Source organism: Streptomyces sp. NPDC006516 (assembly GCF_040611875.1).
Lineage (GTDB): Bacteria > Actinomycetota > Actinomycetes > Streptomycetales > Streptomycetaceae > Streptomyces.
Genome location: NZ_JBEXPD010000009.1, coordinates 190012 through 208154, shown reverse-complemented (window position 1 = coordinate 208154; position 18143 = coordinate 190012). Strand labels below are relative to the sequence as shown.

Below are 18143 nucleotides of genomic sequence, written 5' to 3'. Positions count from 1 at the left end.
GCAACGGATAGGGGCCGCGGGCAGCCGTGACGCTGATTCAGATGACAATGAAAACGATTGTCGATAGCGTGTGTGCGGGCGGCCCGGAACCTCCGCGGGGGTGACTCCTGCCTGCCCGCAATCCCGATCGCGCCATGAAAAAGGGGGAGTTCGTGAGTCATCTGCTGGTGGTCGAGAGCTGGGTGGGGTCGATGAGCAGACTGCTGCCCCGCGCCCTGGGGGAGGCGGGGCACCATTTCACCTTTCTCACCCGCGACCTGAGTCATTACCTGCGAGCCGCGCCGGAGGGGGCCGGTCACCCCCTGCTCACCGCCCGTAACGTGGTGACTGCGCCGACCAACGACCTCGACCTGCTGATTCCGCAGGTGGAGAAGGTGCACGGCGTCCTGGGCTTCGACGGGGTGGTCACCTCCTGTGACTACTACCTGCCGACCGCCGCCCGGATCGCCGCTCACCTCGGCCTGCCGGGCCCCTCGCCCGAGGCCATGGAGAACGCCTGCCGCAAGGACGCGACCCGCGCGGTTCTCGCCGCCGCCGGCGTCCCCGGCCCCCGCTTCGCCGTCTGTACGGACGAGGCGGACGCCGTCGTGGCCGCCCGTGGCCTGGGCTACCCGCTGGTCGTCAAACCGGTCGACCTCTGCGCCGGCATGCTCGTACGCCGGGCCGACGACGAGCAGCAGCTGGCCGAGGCCTGCCGCGCCCTCGCGGCCTTCCCGTACAACGCGAGGGGGCAGCGGCGCACGCCCCACATCCTGCTGGAGGAGTTCCTCCTGGGGCCGGAGGTGAGCGTAGAGACCGTGACCTGCCGCGGGGTGGCCCACGTCGTCGGGGTGACGGACAAGAGCGTCGGCGGGGCCCCGGCCTTCGTCGAGACCGGGCACATGTTCCCGGCCGCCCTGGACCCCGACGCGCTCGCCGCGGTCACCGCGACCGCACTGGGCGCGGGGGCCGCGCTCGGGCTCGACGACGTCGTGGCGCACACCGAGATCAAGCTGACGGCTGACGGCCCCCGGGTCGTGGAGGTCAACCCCCGCCCTGCGGGCAACCGCATCACCGAACTCGTCCGCCATGTCACCGGGATCGATCTGGCCGCCGTCTGCGTCGATGTGGCACTCGGCAGGCAACCCGTCCTCCAGCCGCGCGACACCGGGCTGCGCAGTGCGGCCATCGGCTTCCTGGTTCCCGACGCCCCCGGGACCCTCGCCTCCTTCGACGGCGCCGCCGGAGTGGCGGACATGGACGGGGTCATCGAGGCGCAGTTCGCCGAGGCAGGCCGCACGGTCGAGACGGCGGACAGCAACAACGCCTACCTCGGGCACGTCATGGCGGGCGACACCGGCGGACTCGGCGCCCGTCAGCGCGTCGAGTCCCTGCTTGCCGGAGTGCGACCCCGGCTGGTGCGCTCATGACGGCGGGCGGGTCCTCACGCCCCCTGACCCCGTGTTTCGACACGCTTCTCGACCAGGTTCTACGAGGGGAATTCGGCCCGGGACCCCGGACCCGGCGCATCGATGTCGCCTTCACCACGTCCCAGGCCGTACGGCACGAAGGGCGGCACGGCGGCTATCGCAACGAGGTCCTCAGCCTGCGTCTGGGCCGCAGCGTCGGCTCGTGCGCGGTCGAACCGGGCGCCCTGCCCGACGGCACGGTCGAGGACTGTGCCGGTGCGGAGCTGGCCGCGCTGCTCGCCCATCCGCTGCTACCGGTCCGGGTCGCGGCGCTGGACGCCTTCCTGATGGACGTCCTGCCGCACACCCCTGCCCAGGGCGCCCAGCCGGTGGACATCCCCGCCGGCAACTCGCTGGAACGCTCGCGGGCCCGCGCCTCCGCAGTGGTCGACCTGCTGCAACTTCCCCCCGGACGAACGGTTCTGTTGGTCGGAGTCGTCAACTCACTTCTCGCGGAGCTCCGTTCACGCGGCCTGCGTGCGATTCCCTGCGACTTCAAGGGCGGGACCACGGAATGGGGTGAGCCCATCGTGACCGACGCCCTCGCCGAGGTCGGCCGCTGCGACGCGGTGCTGGCCTCCGGAATGACGCTCGGCAACGGCACCTTCGCACCGTTGAGCCGGAGCGCGTGGGAACTCGGGAAGCCGCTGGTCATGTTCGCGCAGACCGGAAGCGCGGTCCTGCCGCGTTTCCTCGGCGCGGGGGTGGCAGCGGTGTGCGCGGAACCGTACCCCTTCTTCTGGCTCGACGGCGGACCCGGCACCCTCCACCGCTACCGGGCGCACGACGGAGGCACCTCATGAGCACCCTTTCCCTGCCCGCCCTCGCACCCAACCGCGAGCTCCTGTCCCTCATCGGCCGCACCCCGCTCGCCCGGATCACCACCGGGCTGCCCGCGCGGCATCCGGGCTTCTGGGCCAAGCTCGAAGCACACGCCGTCGGCGGCATGAAGGCCCGCGCCGCGGTGTCCATGCTGCTCGGCGCCGAGGAACGCGGCGAACTGCTCCCCGGAGCGCCGGTCGTGGAGTCCACCTCCGGCACCCTGGGCATAGGGCTCGCCTTCGCGGGCCAGGCGCTCGGTCACCCGGTCGTACTGGTCGGTGACAGTGAACTGGAGCCTTCCATGCGGCAGTTGCTCCGCTCGTACGGAGCCCGGCTCGAACTCGTCGACCGCCCGGCCGTGCACGGCGGCTGGCAGGGCGCCCGCCTCCAGAGGCTGCACGACCTGCTCGGCCGGCTTCCCGGAGCCTACTGGCCCGACCAGTACAACAACCCGGACAACAGCGCCGGTTACGCCTCCCTCGCGGCGGAACTGGCGACCCAGCTCGACCACCTCGACATCCTCGTCTGCAGCGTCGGTACCGGCGGACACAGCGCCGGCATCGCCGGGCCCCTGCGCCGGCACTGGCCCCGGCTGCGTCTCATCGCCGTCGACTCCACCGGATCGACCATCTTCGGGCAGCCTCCCGCTCCCCGGCTCATGCGCGGCCTCGGCAGCAGCATCCACCCGCGCAACGTCGCCTACGAGGCCTTCGACGAGGTCCACTGGATCGGTCCCGCCGAGGCCGCGGACGCCTGCCGACGGCTCGCGCGGGGCAATTTCGTCAGCGGCGGCTGGAGCACGGGCGCCGTCGCACGCGTCGCCGCGTGGGCCGCCGGTGCTCACCCGGGACAGGCCGTCGCGACCGTCTTCCCCGACGGGCCCCACCGCTACCTGGGAACGGTGTACGACGACGACTTCCTGACCGCCCACCAACTGGACCCCCGTCTCACCGCCGACCGTCCCGTCGACATCCCGCACCCGCGCGCCGCGCAGACCGGGGGATGGGCCAGGTGCACCACCGTCACCGATCCTCTGGCCGGCGGCGACCTGGGGAGGCAGCCGTGAAACTCACCCAGACCACGGTGCGGCTGGTGCTGGCCGAGCCGCTGCGCATCTCGCGTTCGACCATGACCGCCCGCGACGCCGTCCGTCTGACCGTCGAGCACGAGGGGCTCAGCGGCCACGGCGAGGCCGTCACCAGTGTCTTCTACGGTCTCGACGCCCCCACGCTGCAACGCCTCGCCGCTCGGACCGCCGAGTCGCTCACCCGTTTCGCGGGCCCGGAGACCGCGCTGCACGCCCTTCGGGTCGGTGAGTTCACCGGGCCCGACACGCCGGCCGCGATGACGGCCGCGACCGAGGCGGCACTCCTCGACCTGGTCGGCAAGCGCACCGCCACCGCCGTCCACCGCTTCCTGGGGTCCCCGGTGGCGCCGAGAGCCGCCACCGCCCGCACCATCTCCCTCATGTCGCCGGGCCGGGCGGCCGTCCAGGCACGCGCCCTGGCCGACGCGGGCTTCTCCCTCATCAAGATCAAGGCAGGCGATCGGGACCCTGAAACGGATCTCGACCGGGTACGCGCCGTCCGCGCCGCCGCGCCTCGCGCCCGGCTGCTCCTCGACCCCAACGGGGCCTGGTCGGCGGGCCAGGCGCGCGCACTGCTGCCCCGTTTCGCCGAACTCGGCGTCGAGGCAGTCGAGCAGCCGCTCACCCCCGGCGACCCCGAAGCCCTCGCCCGGTTCGCGGCGCGCTCTCCCGTGCCCGTCATCGCCGACGAGGACGCGGTCACCTACGAGGACGCGCGGCGGCTCGCCGGGCGTGTCCATGGAATCAACGTCAAGCTCGCGAAGTGCGGCGGTGTCCACGCGGCCCTGCGCATCGCGACCCTGATCGAGGGCAGCGGCACGGACCTGATGCTCGGCTGCCTGACCGCCAGCACCCTGGGCATCGCCCCCGCGGTCCACATCGCCGACCGTGCCCGCTGGGCAGACCTCGACGGGCACCTCCTGCTGGCACACGACCCGTGGACCGGCATCGGCGGCACGGACGGGTTCGTCACCGCCGGCGGAGAGCCGGGGCTCGGCGTACGACCGCGCGCAGGGGGCGCACCCCGTGCGGACGACGTGCCTAGCGCCGAACCCGATGCCGGTTCCTGTACCCGTGCCGGATCCCGTGCCGCAGCCGCATCCTGGAGCGAGGCCTCATGAGGACCTTGCACGAGATCCGCGGCTTCCCGCTCGCCATCCGTCTGCTGCTGGTCAACCAGCTCGGTGTCAACACCGGTTTCTATCTCCTCATCCCTTACCTCGCCACCCACCTGGGCGACGGCCTGGGCATGTCGGCGGCCGTCGTCGGCGTCGTACTCGGCGTACGCAATCTCAGCCAGCAGGGCCTGTTCCTCATAGGCGGCTCCGCCGCGGACCGGCTCGGCGCGCGGGGTGTCATCATCGCCGGCTGCGGGATACGCACCGTCGGTTTCGCCCTCTTCGCGCTGGGCGACGGGCTGCCCGTGCTGCTCGCCGCGTCCGTGCTCAGCGGAGTGGCCGGCGCCCTCTTCAACCCGGCCGTCCGCACCTACCTCGCCCAGGAGGCGGGGGAGCGGAAGGCCGAGGCCTTCGCCCTCTTCAACGTCTTCGCGACCACCGGCGCCCTCATCGGCCCTCTCCTCGGCAGTCTCCTGCTGCTCGTCGACTTCCGTGCCTCCGCGCTCACCGCCGCCGGGATCTTCGCCCTTCTCACCGTCGCCCAGGCACTGGTGCTCCCCGCCCGGGACGTGCCGGCGGCCACCGGCAGCGTCGCCGCCGACTGGCGTGAGGCCGTCGGGAACCGGGCCTTCCTCGCCTTCGCCCTGGTCATGGTCGGGATGTTCACCCTGGAGAACCAGCTCTATCTGCTGCTGCCCGACGGCGCCCGGCAGGCCACCGGCTGGGACGGCGCCGCAGGCCTCGTCTTCCTCACCGGGACGATCGCCGGCATCGCGCTCCAACTGCGGATCACCCGCGCGCTGAAGGGACGAGGGAGCAGGGGCCGCTGGATCGCCACCGGGCTCGTCCTGATGGGGCTCGCCTTCGTACCCCCCATGCTGGTGGCCGGCGCCGGCACACAGCCGGACGGCACACTCGACGCCGCCCTGCGCGTCCTGCCCGTGCTCGCCGGGGCCCTTCTGCTCCACCTCGGCGTCATGACCGCCCAGCCCTTCGTCATGGAGCTGATCCCGGGCTTCGGGCGGCAGGCCCTGACCGGTACGTACTTCGGGATCTTCTACGCCGTCTCCGGGATCGCTGCCGCCCTCGGGAACGCCGCTGTCGGCTGGGCCATGGACGCCGCGCAACGGCAGGGGGCGCACGACGGTGTGACCGAACTCCTGCCCTGGGCCTGCTGCCTGGCGACCGGACTGGCCTCGGCCGCAGGCGTGTTCTGGCTCCAGCGCAGGGGGACCCTCCCCCGGACACAGCCGGCACCCGTGGCGGTGGCGGCATGAAGCAGCGCAGGGGGAACCTGCTCACCGATCGCCCCGAGCTGTACGAGGCGAGGTTCCCCGACCCCGAACAGCTCGCGGGCCGCTGGGCGGAGGAATGCCTGCGGCGGCACGGCGCGGGCCCGGCCGTCCTGGACCTCGGCTGCGGTACCGGCCGCGACGCGGCCTGTCTCCACCGTGCGGGGCGCCGTGTCACGGCCGCCGACCTCTCCGCCACCATGCTCGCCCACGCCCGCGTCCACCACCCGGGGCCGGTACACGTACAGGCCGATCTCAGCCGGTTCGACTTCGGGCGGGGTGTCTTCGACGCGGTGGTGTGCCTGGACAGCTCACTGCTGTACTGCCACACCAACGAGCAACTGGACGGGTTCCTGACGTCCTGCCGCCGCGCCCTCGGCCCCGGTGGACTGCTGGTCGCCGAGATGCGCAACGGCGCCTACTTCCTCGGGCGCGCCGAACCTCCCGCCGCGCCCGGAACCGCGCGCTTCACCTGGCAGGGCACCACCTACCGCTCGACCACCACCCTGTACCTGGACCGAGCCGCGCAGCTCCTGCGGCGCACCCGCCACTGGACCGCCGACGACGGCACCCCGGCCGTCGAGGAGCGGTCGGCGTGGCGGCTGCTCCTGCCCCAGGAACTGCGGCACTTCCTCACCGTCCACGGCTTCGACGTCCTCGCCCTGCACGACGGCCCCGGGCCACGCACCGAACCCGTCTGGCGTCCCGGTGCCGAACCCGGCACCGCGGCCGACGGAGACCGGCTCCACCTCGTCGCGAGGAAGAGGACGGCCCGCACCTCCGCCCACCCACCCGTAGGAGAGCAACCATGACGACACCCCACGACAAACACGAGCGCTTCCCCGCCCTGCGCAGGCGCGGCTTCCTCGCCGCCGGCGTGGCATGCGCCGGTGCGCTCGCCCTCACCGGCTGTTCCGGATCCGGCGCCACACAGGACACGGGCGACAAGGCTGACGGCACTCCACGGCGCGGTGGACGGCTGCGTGCCGCCTTCGCGGGGGGCGGCGCGGCGGAGACCCTCGACCCGCACCTGGGCAACCTCTTCGCGGACGCCGCCCGGGGAAAGGCCCTCTTCGACAAGCTCGCCGACTACGCAGCCGACCTGTCCGCCGAACCGCGCCTGGCCGAGGCCTGGGAGCCGAACGCGGGCCTCGACCGCTGGAAGGTCACGCTCCGGCAGGCGGACTTCCACGACGGGAAGCCGGTGACCGCGGCCGACGTCCTGTACAGCTACCGGCGCATCGCCGATCCCGCCAAGGCATACCGAGCCCGCGCGTCCCTGGAACCCGTCGACCTGGCGGCCAGCCGGGCCACGGGTGAGCGCACCGTCGAATTCGTACTCAAGCGTCCGACCGCCGAATTCCCCAACGTCATGGCGGCGTTCGGGACCTACATCGTCCAGGACGGCGCCACCTCGTTCGACCGCGACCCGGTGGGCTCCGGCCCCTTCGAGTACGTCTCCTTCACACCGGGCCGATCCACCGTCCTGCGGCGCAACGAGGCCTACTGGGACGGTGCCCCGCACCTCGACGAGCTCGAATTCGTCGTCGCCAACGAGGAGTCCGCCCGGATCAACGCACTGCTCGGCGGCCAGGTCGAGTACGCCCACGAGCTCACGCCCGCGACGGGACGCGCCCACGAGAAGGCCGGTGCGATCGGGATCGTCCGGCTGCGCAACAGTGCCATGCAGGCGTTCGCCATGAAGACCGACCGCCCGCCCTTCGACGACCCCCTGGTCCGCGAGGCGTTCTTCCACATCGCGGACCGCGCGGAACTGGTCGACGGCGCCCTGTCCGGGGCGGGAGAGCAGGGGAACGACCTCTTCGGCAAGGGCTACGAGTACTACGCCGACGAACTGCCCCAGCGTGAGCAGGACCTCGACCGCGCCCGCCATCTGCTGAAGCGGGCCGGTGCGGAGGGCCTGAAGGTCACCCTCGACACCTCCGCCGTCGCCGCGGGGTTCACCGAGGCCGCCGGCATCTTCCGCGACCAGGCGGCACGCGCCGGAGTGGCCGTCGAGGTGCGGATGGGCAGCAAGGACTCGTACTGGAAGGACATCCTCGACTCCGGCACCCTGTGCTGCTACCGGTCGGGCGCCATGCCCATCGAGTCGCACATCTCCCAGCGGCTGCTCACCGGCTCCACCACCAACGCCACGAAATGGCAGGACAAGAAGTTCGACGCGCTCTACCAGCAGGCCCAGTCCACCAAGGACAAGGCGGGGCGGGCCACCCTCTACGGCCGGATGCAGCGGCAGCTGCACGCCGAAGGAGGTTTCCTCGTCTGGGGGTTCGGTGACTGGATCCTCGGCACCGCACCCAACCTGCGTGGCGTCGCGCGTGAGGCACCCGCCAACACCCTGGACTGGGCACGCTTCGACAAGGTCTGGCTGGCGTGAACGGACGGCGTTCCTGGATCGCCCGGCGGCTGGTACTCGGAGCCGTGCAGACCGCCGCCGTCGTACTGCTGGTCTTCGCGCTCACCGAGGCACTGCCGGGTGACGCCGCCGTGGCCTTCGCCGGTGACCAGCCCGACCCGGAACGCATCGCGGCCGTCCGCGAGGCGATGGGACTGGACCGACCCGCCCACGAGCGCCTGGCCGAATGGGTCCTGGGACTGCTCCACGGCGACTTCGGTACCTCACTCACCTCCGGGCGGCCGGTGTCCGGCTTCCTCGTGGACGGCTTCGGCCCCACGCTGCTGCTCGCCGGCCTCACCGTGCTGCTCCTGGTGCCCCTGGGCATCGGCCTCGGTGTCCTCGCCGCACGGCACGAAGGCCGGTTCACCGACCGCCTGATCAGCTCGGCAACCCTCGGCGTCTACGCGGTGCCCGAATTCGCCCTCGGGGTGCTGCTGGTGAGCGTCTTCGCGCTGCGGTTCGGCTGGCTGCCGCCGACCGCGCTGGGCTACGGGGACGACCTGCTCGCTCACCCCACCGTGCTGGTCCTGCCCGTCCTGGTCCTGCTCGCCAGGCCCGTCTGCTCCCTGGCACGGCTGGTCAGGGCAGGCATGATCGAAGCGCTCGCCGCCCCCTGGACCGCGCAGGCGCGACGCTACGGACTCTCCGGCACCCGCGTCCGCTACGGGCACGCCCTGCCCAACGCCCTCGCCCCCGCCACCCAGCAACTGGCACGCACCATCGACTGGCTGCTGTGCGGTGTCATCGTCGTGGAGGCCCTCTACGTGATCCCCGGACTCGGCACCGTCCTCATGAACGCGGTCGCCGACCGCGACATACCCGTCGTGCAAGGTCTCGCCGTGGTGTTCGGCCTCGCCACCGTCGTGCTCAACCTCGGCGCGGACCTCGTCACCCACCGGCTCGCGCCACGCTCGGGGGTGGCCGCGTGAAGCGTCTTCGCAGATACGGCCCCGGAGCGGCCGTCGTCGCCCTCCCACTCGGCCTCGCCCTGGCCGGCCCGTACCTGGCGGGTGAAGCCCCGGCCCGCGCGGCCTCCTTCACCCTCGGCGAGGGCTACCGCCTCGGTACCGATTTCGTCGGCCGCGACGTCGTGCACCAGGTACTGCTAGGAGGCCGGCCCGTGGTCCTCGTCGCGCTCGCCGCGACGCTCCTCGCGTATCTTGTCGCCCTGCCGGTCGGGCTGGTCGGCGCGCTCACCCACCGCAGATGGCTGGAGGAGCTGCTGATGCGTCCCCTTGACGTGCTGCTCGCTGTTCCCTCACTGCTCATGATGCTGCTCGTCGCCGCTGTCTTCCCGCCCGGCGCCGTCGGACTCGTGCTGCTGGTGGCGTTCGTCTCGGTTCCCGACGCGGCCCGGATCGTGCGTGCGGCAGCGGCCGAGGCGGCGTCCCGGCCGGCCGTGGAGGCGCTGCGGATGCAAGGGGAGAGCTGGTGGCGCCTCGCCGTCGGCTGTGTCGGGCGGTCCATCGCACGGACCCTGGCGGCCGACGCGGGCATCCGGCTGACCGGAGTGCTCTACCTGGTGGCCACCGCGGCCTTCCTCGGCATCGGAGTCGCCCCCGACGCCGCCGACTGGGCGGTGATGGTCGACCGCAACCGCACCGGACTGCTCATCCAGCCCTGGGCCGTCGTCGTGCCCGCCCTGCTCATCATCGCCCTGACCATGGGCAGCAACCTCCTGGTCGACGCCGCGATGGAAAACCGCACCCCGCCCCGGAAGGGCCGCCGACCATGAACCAGGAACCAGCGCTCGCCGCCCTCACCGACCTGACGGTCGAGGTGGACGGCGAGGTGCTCGTCGACCGGGTCTCGCTCCGGATCCTGCCCGGCACCGTCACCGCGCTGGTCGGCGCGTCCGGCAGCGGCAAGACCACCACCGGCCTCGCCCTGCTCGGCGAATACCCCGCCGGCGCCCGGGTCACCGGAGAGGTCAGCGTGCACGGCGCCCGGATCGGTTACGTCCCCCAGCACCCCGCCGCCGTTCTCAACCCGGCCCGGCGGACCGGGGCCCTCCTGAACGACATGGCACGACAGCAGGTACGCCACCTGCCCCGCCGCGAGCGGCGAGCCGCCGCCGGAGAGCGCCGTGTCCAGGCACACGCCGACGCCCAACTCGACGACGGGGAGACGCTGTCGCGCCGGTACCCGCACCAGCTGTCCGGTGGCCAGCAGCAACGTGCGGTGCTCGCCCAGGCGCTCCTGCTCGGCGCCCGCATCGTCGTCGCCGACGAACCCACCACCGGCCAGGACGCGTTGACCAAGCGGCGTATCGTCGGCGAACTGGCGTCGCTGGCCGCCCGTGGCATCGCCGTGCTGCTGCTCAGCCACGACCTGGACGTCGTACGCGAACTCGCCGACGAGGTACTGGTGATGCGCGGCGGACGCGTCGTGGAGCAGGGCGCGGCCCGCGCCGTCCTGGACACCCCCACACACCCGTGGACGAAGGAACTCCTCGCCGAGCCGAGGAACATGCCGTACGCGGACCCCGGACACACGGGCGCGGAGGTGCTGACCGTCGGCGCACTGGTCGCCCGGCACCGGAACGGGGGTGCGCGCGAGCCCGTCCTGCGCGTGGACCGGCTCGCCCTGCGCGCCGGGGAATGCCTTGCCGTGCTCGGACGCTCGGGCAGCGGCAAGACCACCCTCGCCCGCTGCCTCGCGGGACTCCACCGCGACCACTCGGGGCAGATCCTGCTGGACGGCACGGCCCTTCCGCGCAGCCTGCGCGAGCGCAGCCGCGAACAGCTCGCCGCCGTGCAGTACGTCTTCCAGGACGCCCGGGCCGCGTTCGACGAGCACCGGCCGGTCCTGGACCAGGTGGCCCGCACCGCGACACGCCTGCGAGGGGCGGGCAGGCGGGAGGCGACGGAGGAGGCGCGCCGGGTCCTGAGTGACCTGGGCCTGGACGGGAGCCTCATCCGCAGGCTGCCCGCCCGGCTGTCCGGCGGCGAACTCCAGCGGGCCGCCCTGGCACGGGCACTCCTCGCCCGGCCCCGGGTGCTGATCTGCGACGAGATCACGTCGGGGCTCGACCCGGTGACCCGGCGCTCCCTGCTGGACCTGCTGGCCGCACTGATCCGGCGGAGCGACGGGCTGAGCGTCGTCCTGATCACCCACGACATCGGCACCGCGGCACCGGCGACACGCATGGCCGTGCTGGACGCGGGCGAGGTGGTCGAGGAGGGGCCGAGGGACCGGATCCTGAACGCACCCGAGCACCCGTTCACGGCCGAGCTGATCGGTGCTTCCCGAGGGTGGGGAGCTGCGGCACGTCCCTGAGCCCGTCGGCCCCCCGGACCGCGACGCGGGGCCGGCCCCCGTGGTGTGAACACGCGACCGGACGAGCGCTTGGGCGGCGTCGTGCTCCGGCGTCACTCCGGCCGCGGTGGTCGAGGACGGCACGTAAGAAGTCCACCCGACCGATTCACATCGCGGATGCGTCAATCGGTGACGCAGAGGTGTTGGCCCGTGACGGCCGCCGGGTGCGAGGCTGACTGCGGATCGCGCGGGCGAGGTAAGGGGAGTACGGATGAGAGTGTTCACGACGCAGGCCGGGGCGGTCACGGGGCGGCGTGCCGAACGCGATCCCGGGATCGTCGTGCTGCGTGGAATCCCTTACGCCGCCCCGCCGTTCGGGCCGAGGCGCTTTCGCGCCCCGCGTCCCGCGCTGCCCTGGGACGGGGTCCGGGACTGCGCCGACTTCGGCCCCGTCGCCCCGCAGTCCGCGCGGTTGCCGGGGGCGCCGGCCTGGTCGCCCGGTGACGAGGACGTGCTCAGCCTCAACATATGGACCCCCGGCGGGAGCGGCGACTCGCTGCCCGTGCTCGTCTGGATCCACGGCGGCGCCTACGTCTTCGGTTCCTCGGCCCAGCCGGACTTCGACGGGACTGTCCTCGCCGGTCACGGCCTGGTGGTCGTGACACTCAACTACCGTCTGGGCTTCGAGGGGTTCGGCCACGTCCCGTACGCCGAGGACGGTGAGAGCTGCCCGGACAACCGGGGCCTGCTGGACCAGGTGGCCGCCCTTACATGGGTACAGGACAACATCGCCGCGTTCGGCGGTGACGCCGACCGGGTCACCGTGGCCGGGCAGTCCGCAGGAGCGACCTCGGTCGCCTGCCTCATGGCCATGGCCGGGGCGCGCGGCCTCTTCCGGCGCGCTGTGGCCCACAGTGCCGTGAACGCCTGCGCCTCGCCCTGGTCGGCCGCCCGGACCACGGCGGAGGTGGCCGCGGAGGCCGGGGTGCCCGCCACGTACGAAGGGCTGATGTCCGCCTCACCGAAGACGCTGGTCGATGCCTCCGACCGGGTGGCCGACACCTACCGGCGCGACCCCGGATCAGGCCCACGTCACTACGATCCGGCCATCTACGGCCCCGTGGCAGGAGGACCCACCCTGCCCCTCGACCCCCTCACGGCCTGTGCCGGGGGAGCCGGCCGCGATGTGGAGCTGCTGGTGTGTCACACGGCGGAGGAGTACTGGCTGCTGGACGCGGTGGGCAGCTGCGCCAGGATGTCCGACGCCGGTCAACTCGACCGGTTCGCAGCCGACTTCCAGCTGTCACCCACTGTGCTGGAGGCCTATCGCGCACGCATGCCCGAGGCCTCCGCGCAGGAGCTCTTCCTCGCTCTGTACGGGGATCTGCTGTTCGGCGAGTACAGCAGCCGACTGGCCGAGGCGCACGTGAGAGCGGGTGGCCGGAGCCGCCTGGCGCGCTTCGTCCGGCAGCGCGACGGCCTGGGGAAGCCGGTCAGGGCCTGGCACTGCGCGGACATCCCGTTCGCGTTCGGCACCTTGTACGACGAGGACGTCCACTTCCTCATCGGGGGTCCCCCGGGCGAGGCAGACCGCGCACTCGCGTCGCGGATGACGCGCGCGTGGGCGGAGTTCGCGGCCACCGGCGACCCCGGCTGGCCCGCGCTCACGCCGACGGGTGGTCCCGTGCGGATCTGGGACACCACGACAGACGTGCCTGCCGGCCGGTGGGACGACTTCCGTGTTCCGTGGCGCGCGGCAGGGCTTCCTCTGCTCTCCCCGTGACCTCGCCCCGACGCCGGTCGACGCATGAAGGCGTCATTGGCATGGACCTGCCCTTCGAACTGGTCTACAGTCCGTAACGGCATTTCTGAGAGCGCTCTCAGATGGCTCTCGGCTGCTTCCTGTTCCACCCCCACGAAGCTGGAACAACACGAAGGGGCACTCCCTTGAGACATACGACGATGGTGCGGACCGGTCTCTCCGCACTGCTCATCATCGGCACCTGGGCGACCGCCGGCCTCACCCAGGCCTCCGCGGCGGACGCCTCCTCCTCCACCGGCGGCCCTCAGGCCTCCGCGGGCCTCATCACCGCCATGCAGCGGGACCTCGGGCTGACCGAGGACCAGGCGGTGGCCAGGATCACCGCGGAGAAGGCCGCGACCGCGCTGGAAGGTACGGCACGGAGCGCCGCCGGCGCGTCGTACGGCGGCTCCTGGTTCGACGCGGACAGCGGCAAGCTGACAGTGGCGGTGACCGACGGCGCCAAGGCCCGAGCGGTCCGCGCCACCGGCGCGCAGACGAGCCTCGTCAGCCATACGGCGCGTCAGCTCGACGCCGCGAAGAGCAAGCTGGACGCACTCTCGGCCCCCAGCGGCGTCAGCAGCTGGCACGTGGATCCCCGGGCGAACAGTGTGGTGATCAACGTGGTCGCCTCCGAGCAGGGTGACAACGATGTCCGCGCATTCGTGGCCAAGGCGCGCGAAGCCGGCCCGGTCACGGTGAAGCAGACAGCCGAGGCCCCGCAGACCTTCGCCGCCGGTACGGTCGGCGGCGACCCGTACTACACGGGCAACGTCCGGTGTTCCATAGGCTTCTCGGTGCACGGCGGCTTCGTCACGGCCGGGCACTGCGGACAGGCCGGGGGAGCGGTGAGGGGCTGGGACGGCTCGGCCATCGGCAGCTTCCAGGGATCGTCCTTCCCCGAGAACGACTACGCGTGGGTCAACGTCGGCAGCGGCTGGTGGACCGTCCCGGTCGTGCTGGGCTGGGGCACCGTGTCCGACCAGCTGGTTCGCGGATCCAACGAGGCCCCGATCGGTGCCTCCATCTGCCGCTCCGGTTCCACCACCCACTGGCACTGTGGCAACGTCCTGGCGAAGAACGAGACGGTCAACTACAGCCAGGGCGCCGTACGCCAGATGACCAAGACCAGCGTGTGCGCCGAACCCGGCGACTCGGGCGGTTCGTTCATCAGCGGCGACCAGGCGCAGGGCGTCACCTCCGGCGGCTGGGGCAACTGCGGCAGCGGCGGGGAGACCTGGCACCAGCCCATCAACGAGATTCTCAACCGGTACGGGCTGACGCTTCACACCGCCTGACCCGAGTGACCCCGCCGGGTGCCGGTGGCCCGGCGGGGTCACCGGCGCGCGGAACATGACTGGTCTGCTGCGGCAGCAGGGTGGCCCCCTGCCGCAGCAGACCCTTGTCGTTTTGGGCGCCGCGCGCCCGGGGCCCCTGCGGGGTAGTCGTTGCAGGGGCTGTCCACGGCGCCCCGCGCTCCCACGGCCATTCCCGAACTCCCTGACTGGCTACCGCACTTCCAGCTCTGCGGCGGGCCGGGAGCCACACAGGACATCTTCTCGCGGGCTGCCCTCCCCGGTCCCGTCGCCGCACCAGCCGGGCGACCCGCTCTTCGGGGCGGGGGATCCCCGACGTGGCCGTCAACTCCTCGGTCGAGCGACCGGAAGCCGTTCACCGTCTATTGACATGCTCTCGACGGCGGCGCAACACTGACAGCGCTTCGGAGAGCGCTCTCCGAAGCGCTCGCGCACACTGCGCCAGCAAGCTCCACTCTCCCCCCACCGTGCACCTGAAGCGCACGGGACGCAGAGCAGTATGGAGGTCCGCATGGCCGAATTATCCAGACGAACCCGCTTGGTGTCCGCCCTCGTCGTAGCCGTCGCACTGGCCCTGGTGGTCATGGGGCTCGCCCCGATCGGCGGCAGCGGAGCCCTGAAGGCAGGGGCCACCCCGAAGGCCGCGGAGGCGACCGGTGTCGCGTCACACGTGATGCAGGGTCACGTCATGGCGGCGGCCGGTCCTGTTCCTTCGGGCGACGATCCCGACGGCGACGGCTACATCCCGGCGAACCCGCCGGTCACCGGAGTGGTGCCGTCCACCGAAATACCGCCGCACCGGTATTTCCACGAGTTCCAGGCGAACTGCTCCGTAAACCACACCGGATCGGTGGACCCGATCGTCTACCCCGGTCAGACAGGCAAGTCCCACAACCACACCTTCATGGGAAACGGCACCACGGACGAGAACAGCACCACCTCGTCGCTCAGCGCGGGCGGTACCGCGTGCAAGGCGCCCGGCGACCTCTCCGCCTACTGGATGCCGACGCTCTACAACGGTGACAGGGAGGTGCGCCCCGTCGGCCCGCAGACCATCTACTACAAGGCGGGAGTCACCGACTACCGGACCGTGCGGCCCTTCCCCAAGGGGCTGCGGTTCGTCGTCGGCAGTCCGACGCAGACGGCCGAGCAGTTCCGTGACCACCCGGGCATGGTCGAGGGGTACGAGTGCGGTGAGAGCTACCACAACTACGAGTTCCCGGCGTCCTGCCCGACCAGCCGGGACACGCAGCTCAACCTCCGTATGCAAGCTCCCAGTTGCTGGGACGGCAAGCATCTGGACACCCCGGATCACCAGGCCCACATGAGGTACCCCATCGTGATGGGTGCCAATCAGGACGTCTGCCCGGCGACCCACCCGGTCGCGCTGCCGATGATCGAGTTCAAGATGGCCTGGCCGGTCAACGGCGACATGTCGCAGGTGAGGCTGGCCAGCGGAACCGGTCACTCCTTCCACTACGACTTCTTCAACGCGTGGGACGACGCCACGCTCGACGCCATGGTCGGTCACTGCATCGTGGGCGGCCTCCAGTGCGACGCCCGGGGCTACGACCAGAACAACCCCGGCGCGGGCGCCGCGCTGGACGAGAACTACGAACTGCCCTGACCGCTCACGCTCTCCCTCTTGGGCGCACCGCGCCCAAGAGGGAGAGCGCTCTCCCACATTTCCCCCACAGAGGAGCCGCAGCCCTCATGAAACTGCCACCTGTCATCCCCGCGGCCCGGCGTCGCAGCCGAACGACGGCACGGCTCGCCGTCGCGGCCCTCATCACCGCCGCGGCGGCGACCCTCCCCGCGCCGGCCGCGCAGGCGGCCGGGAGCGTGGTGAAGGTCGAGGGGTCGCAAGGAGCCTGGAGACTGACCGTCGACGGTGCGCCGTACACGGTGAAGGGCCTGACCTGGGGCCCCGCGGTCTCCGACGCCGACCGCTATATGCCGGACGTCAGGTCGATGGGTGTCAACACCATCCGCACCTGGGGCACCGACGCCACCACCAAACCCCTGCTGGACAGCGCGGCCGCCAACGGCATAAAGGTCGTCGCCGGATTCTGGCTCCAGCCGGGCGGCGGGCCCGGCAGCGGTGGATGCGTCGACTACCTGACGGACGCCGGCTACAAGAACACCATGCTGGCCGAGTTCCCCCGGTGGGTGGAGACCTACAAGGACCACCCCGGTGTACTGCTCTGGAACGTGGGCAACGAGTCGGTGCTCGGCCTGCAGAACTGCTACAGCGGTGCCGCCCTCGAACAGCAGCGCGACGCGTACACGACGTTCGTCAACGACATCGCGAAGAGGATCCACGCCGTCGACCCGAACCACCCGGTGACCTCGACCGACGCGTGGACCGGAGCCTGGCCGTACTACAAGAAGAACGCACCCGACCTCGATCTGTACGCCGTGAACTCCTACGGTGCCGTCTGCGACATCCGGAAGACCTGGGAGGACGGAGACTTCGACAAGCCCTACATCGTGACCGAGGGCGGGCCGGCCGGTGAGTGGGAGGTACCCGACGACGCCCACGGCGTGCCGGACGAGCCGACGGACCTGGCGAAGGCCGAGGGATACAGCAGGGCGTGGCAGTGCGTCGCGGGTCACCCGGGGGTGGCGCTCGGCGCCACGCTCTTCCACTACGGCACCGAGTACGACTTCGGCGGCGTCTGGTTCAACCTGCTTCCCGCCGGACAGAAGCGGCTCGCGTACTACGCGGTGAAGAAGGCCTACGGCGCGGACACCTCGGGCGACAACACACCCCCGGTGATCACCGGCATGAGCGTGGAGCGCGCCTCGGCGGTCCAGGCGGGCAGGCCCTTCACCGTGAAGGCCCAGGTCTCCGACCCCGACGGTGACCCGCTCACCCACCAGGTGCTGCTCGGCAGCAGATACGTGAACGGCAGCGGACAACTCGACGACGCACGCTTCACGGACAAGGGGAACGGCACGTTCGAGCTCACCGCCCCTGACCGCCTCGGCGTGTGGAAGGTCTACCTCAAGACCACGGACGGGAAGGGCAACGTCGGCATCGAGACCAGGTCCTTCCGGGTCGTGCCGCCGCAGGTCGGAGGGACGAACCTCGCGGCGGGCAAGCCGGCGACCGCGTCGAGCTTCCAGCCCGGCGGGGTCGGCTGCCCGTGCCCGGCGGGCAACGCGGTCGACGGTTCCTTCGACACGCGCTGGGCGAGTGAATGGGCCGACCAGCAGTGGATCCAGGTGGACCTCGGCACGAGGTCGGCCTTCGACCACGTGCAGCTGGCATGGGAGACCGCTTACGCCAAGGGGTACACGGTGCAGACCTCGGACAACGGCCAGGAGTGGACCACCGTCCGCACCGTCACCGAGGGCGACGGCGGCATCGACGACCTCGCCGTCACCGGCGAGGGGCGTTACGTGCGGGTGAGCGTTTCCGTGCGTGGCACCGCTTGGGGCTACTCGCTCCACGAGTTCGGCGTCTACCGGAGCTGACCGCCCGCAGAGCCTGCCGCGCCGTCCCACTCCCCGCCGTCGGCGTGGCCGGAAAGTCCGCGGCGGGCCACGAACCAGCGTGGCCCGCCGCGGACTCACGCC

General features: G+C 71.7%; 14 protein-coding genes. All 14 read left to right on the top strand.

Annotated elements, in window-relative coordinates; genetic code table 11:
- The first annotated feature begins 152 nt into the window (after window positions 1–152).
- Window positions 153–1409, top strand: a complete 1257-nt coding sequence (locus tag ABZY45_RS23985; protein WP_356742811.1) for an ATP-grasp domain-containing protein — start codon at window positions 153–155, stop codon at window positions 1407–1409.
- Complete coding sequence (locus tag ABZY45_RS23980) at window positions 1406–2251, top strand: DUF364 domain-containing protein (protein WP_356742810.1); 846 nt, start codon at window positions 1406–1408, stop codon at window positions 2249–2251. The genes ABZY45_RS23985 and ABZY45_RS23980 overlap by 4 nt, the downstream gene beginning before the upstream one ends.
- Window positions 2248–3336, top strand: coding sequence for a pyridoxal-phosphate dependent enzyme (locus ABZY45_RS23975; RefSeq protein ID WP_356742809.1), 1089 nt, complete (start codon window positions 2248–2250; stop codon window positions 3334–3336). The genes ABZY45_RS23980 and ABZY45_RS23975 overlap by 4 nt, the downstream gene beginning before the upstream one ends.
- Window positions 3333–4478: an enolase C-terminal domain-like protein gene (locus tag ABZY45_RS23970; RefSeq protein WP_356742807.1), complete on the top strand. Its 1146-nt coding sequence runs from the start codon at window positions 3333–3335 to the stop codon at window positions 4476–4478. The genes ABZY45_RS23975 and ABZY45_RS23970 overlap by 4 nt, the downstream gene beginning before the upstream one ends.
- Window positions 4475–5752, top strand: coding sequence for an MFS transporter (locus tag ABZY45_RS23965; RefSeq protein ID WP_356742806.1), 1278 nt, complete (start codon window positions 4475–4477; stop codon window positions 5750–5752). Before ABZY45_RS23970 ends, ABZY45_RS23965 begins: the two co-directional genes overlap by 4 nt.
- The gene (locus ABZY45_RS23960; RefSeq protein WP_356742805.1) at window positions 5749–6579 is read left to right on the top strand and encodes a class I SAM-dependent methyltransferase; all 831 of its coding nucleotides are present in this window, start codon (window positions 5749–5751) and stop codon (window positions 6577–6579) included. Before ABZY45_RS23965 ends, ABZY45_RS23960 begins: the two co-directional genes overlap by 4 nt.
- Window positions 6576–8165, top strand: coding sequence for an ABC transporter substrate-binding protein (locus ABZY45_RS23955; protein WP_356742803.1), 1590 nt, complete (start codon window positions 6576–6578; stop codon window positions 8163–8165). Before ABZY45_RS23960 ends, ABZY45_RS23955 begins: the two co-directional genes overlap by 4 nt.
- A complete protein-coding gene (locus ABZY45_RS23950) occupies window positions 8162–9115 on the top strand; it encodes an ABC transporter permease (RefSeq protein ID WP_356742802.1) in 954 nt (317 codons plus the stop codon). Before ABZY45_RS23955 ends, ABZY45_RS23950 begins: the two co-directional genes overlap by 4 nt.
- Window positions 9112–9921, top strand: a complete 810-nt coding sequence (locus tag ABZY45_RS23945) for an ABC transporter permease subunit (protein ID WP_356742800.1) — start codon at window positions 9112–9114, stop codon at window positions 9919–9921. The genes ABZY45_RS23950 and ABZY45_RS23945 overlap by 4 nt, the downstream gene beginning before the upstream one ends.
- Window positions 9918–11465: an ATP-binding cassette domain-containing protein gene (locus ABZY45_RS23940; RefSeq protein WP_356742799.1), complete on the top strand. Its 1548-nt coding sequence runs from the start codon at window positions 9918–9920 to the stop codon at window positions 11463–11465. Before ABZY45_RS23945 ends, ABZY45_RS23940 begins: the two co-directional genes overlap by 4 nt.
- A 250-nt stretch (window positions 11466–11715) precedes the next feature.
- Window positions 11716–13227 (top strand): carboxylesterase family protein, encoded by a 1512-nt coding sequence (locus ABZY45_RS23935; protein ID WP_356742798.1) that lies wholly within the window; start codon window positions 11716–11718, stop codon window positions 13225–13227.
- Window positions 13228–13406: 179 nt separating this feature from the next.
- A complete protein-coding gene (locus tag ABZY45_RS23930) occupies window positions 13407–14543 on the top strand; it encodes a S1 family peptidase (protein WP_356742959.1) in 1137 nt (378 codons plus the stop codon).
- 529 nt (window positions 14544–15072) lie between these two features.
- Complete coding sequence (locus ABZY45_RS23925; protein WP_356742797.1) at window positions 15073–16188, top strand: DUF1996 domain-containing protein; 1116 nt, start codon at window positions 15073–15075, stop codon at window positions 16186–16188.
- Between the two features lie 86 nt (window positions 16189–16274).
- Window positions 16275–18041, top strand: coding sequence for a discoidin domain-containing protein (locus ABZY45_RS23920; RefSeq protein WP_356742795.1), 1767 nt, complete (start codon window positions 16275–16277; stop codon window positions 18039–18041).
- The last annotated feature ends 102 nt before the right edge of the window (window positions 18042–18143 follow it).